This window comes from Terriglobales bacterium, assembly GCA_035691485.1.
In the GTDB taxonomy this organism is placed as follows: Bacteria; Acidobacteriota; Terriglobia; order Terriglobales; family Acidobacteriaceae; genus JAIQGF01.
Genome location: DASSIZ010000018.1, coordinates 1 through 2,295 on the forward strand (window position 1 = coordinate 1; position 2,295 = coordinate 2,295).

Here is a 2,295-nt window from a genome sequence, read left to right on the forward strand (position 1 = left end):
TCTCGACCCCCAGAAAATCTATTCCAGCGGCTGGTACGGCACGCTCATGCGCCTGGACCGGCGGACCGGGCAAATGGTGCACGTCTTCGTTCCGGGGGACAAATACCGCACCTGGGTGATGCCGCCCATTGCGTTTGCGCCGCAGGATCCGCACACACTCTATCTGGGTGCGCAGAAAGTGCTGGAAACCGGAGATGGCGGCATCACCTGGCACGAACTCAGCCCCGACTTGACACGCGGCGTGCCCAAAAAACCGCAGAGAAGACCGAGCAACCGTCTCACCGCCTTAGCGCCGTCGACGCTACAAGCAGGCGTGATTTGGGCGGGCAGCGGCGACGGCCTGATTCATGTGACGCGCGACGGGGGCGCAAGTTGGCAAAACGTGACGCCGGCCAGCCCGGGCGCCAAAAAATCAGGAAGCTCCGAGGATCCGACCGATCCTCTGGTGGTGGAACTGGAAGCCTCGCATTACGAGCCCGGAACCGCCTACGCCGTCCTGCAGGTGCCGCGCGAGTTCAAGCCGTACGTGTTGCGCACTCACGACTCCGGACGAACCTGGACCAACATCGTGCAGGGGATTCCCTCAGATGCTGTGGCCTGGTCGGTCCGCGAAGATCCCAAGCGCAAAGGCCTGCTTTATGCCGGAACCGAAACTGGTGTATTCGTCTCTTTCGACGATGGTGAGCGCTGGCAAACATTGCAGCTGAATCTGCCGGTCTCACCGGTGCGCGATCTGGCCGTGCATGGCAACGATCTGGTTGCGGCCACCTTCGGGCGCGCGCTCTGGGTTCTGGATGACGTCACGCCGCTGCGCCAGCTCACGCCCGAGGTGACGGGCTCCGCCGTCCACCTCTTCCCGCCTGCCGATGCGGTGCGGGTGCGCTGGGACGAGAATCCGGATACGCCACTCCCTCCGGAGACGCCGGCCGGAGCGAACCCGCCCGACGGCGCCATCATTGATTACTGGCTGAAAGGCGCGGGCCCAGCCTCCATGACGTTGGCAATCTATGACGCGCAGAACCATCTAGTGAGGAAATTTTCTACCGCGCCCGAGCCCCCGCCGCCGCAGCCCGCCAATGCCCCGGAATATTGGTTCGCGAACGAGCCGGCGCTCACAACGCGCGCCGGACTGAACCGCTTTGTGTGGGACCTGCGCTACCCGCATCCTGATGCGCTCACCTATGGGTACTTCGGCAAGCATCTCGACTATTTCGAGTACACGCTGCCCGACCACGCTATCCCCGGGCAGACGCCGCGTTATCAGCCGCAGGGACCGCTGGTCGTGCCGGAACACTACAAAGTAGTGCTCACGGTAAACGGCCAAGATTATCAGCAACCGCTCACCGTGCGCCCGGATCCACGGGTGCAGGCCTCGTTAAGCGACATGCAGGCGCAACTCGCGCTCGAGCAGAAGCTGACCCAGGCGATGAATACCAGTTACGCGGCGTGGCAGCAAGTGCATGCCGCTCACACCGCGCTGGCCGAGGATCAGAAAGCCTTAACCGCGAAGGAGGCGGCCGATTCCGCCAAAAAGCTGGATGACGCGCTATCTGCCCTAGAAGATGGCAAGCCCGAACAGCCCGGCTTTGGCCCGCTGAACCGCGACTTAGGCCGCCTGCTCACGATGGCGGGCAGCGGCGACGCACGTCCGGCGCAGACTCTCTACTCGGCGGCACAAGAAGGATGTGACAATCTGCGCCAGGCGCTCAGGCGCTGGCAAGATTTGAACCAGCACGACATCGCGGCATTCAATACGTTGCTGCAGAAAGACGGGAAGCCGGTGCTGCCCGCGGCCACAGTGCCGACTTCAGCCTGCACGCCATAGTGCGAGCGATGGTGGGTCCCTACGTTTCCTCGTCCGGCGGGCCGGCCGCACCCGCCAGGTCCTGCGACTTGATCTTTTCAGTGTTGAACCTGGCCGCGCGCTCGCGCATGGTCTTCAGCACTTCTTCGAGCTCCGGCGGCTCGCCCTTAATCCACCGCAGCGGGTTGATACGCGCCACCACGAACGACCGCAAATAAGGGCTGACCAGCCCGCGCTCTTTCAGTTTCTTCACTACCGCAGCCACCTTTTCTTCCAGGTCAAGCACCATGCCGGCGCGCTTCTCATGAACCTTGATGGCGGCGCGCAAGGGCTCATCGCTCAGCGTCTCCAGCCGCCGCAGAATGGAATGGTAGGCGCCGCCGCCGAAGCGCGGCACTCGTTCGTAGCACACGCCGAGAGTTACGAACGCCGCCTCGTCAAGGTAAAAGGCAAACTGCGACTCCGGCCGCGAAGCGTCTTCCTCCAGCAGC

At 63.4% G+C, this 2,295-nt stretch carries 2 protein-coding genes; one reads left to right on the plus strand and one right to left on the minus strand.

Features of this window, described 5'->3' with window-relative positions; genetic code table 11:
- The coding region (locus VFI82_02785) for a hypothetical protein (GenBank protein ID HET7183580.1) at positions 1-1,825 on the plus strand (1,825 nt) is incomplete at its 5' end.
- 19 nt (positions 1,826-1,844) lie between these two features.
- On the opposite strand, the gene VFI82_02790 is transcribed toward VFI82_02785, so the two are convergent.
- Positions 1,845-2,295 (minus strand): hypothetical protein (locus VFI82_02790; protein HET7183581.1); only part of this gene is annotated, 451 nt, incomplete at its 5' end.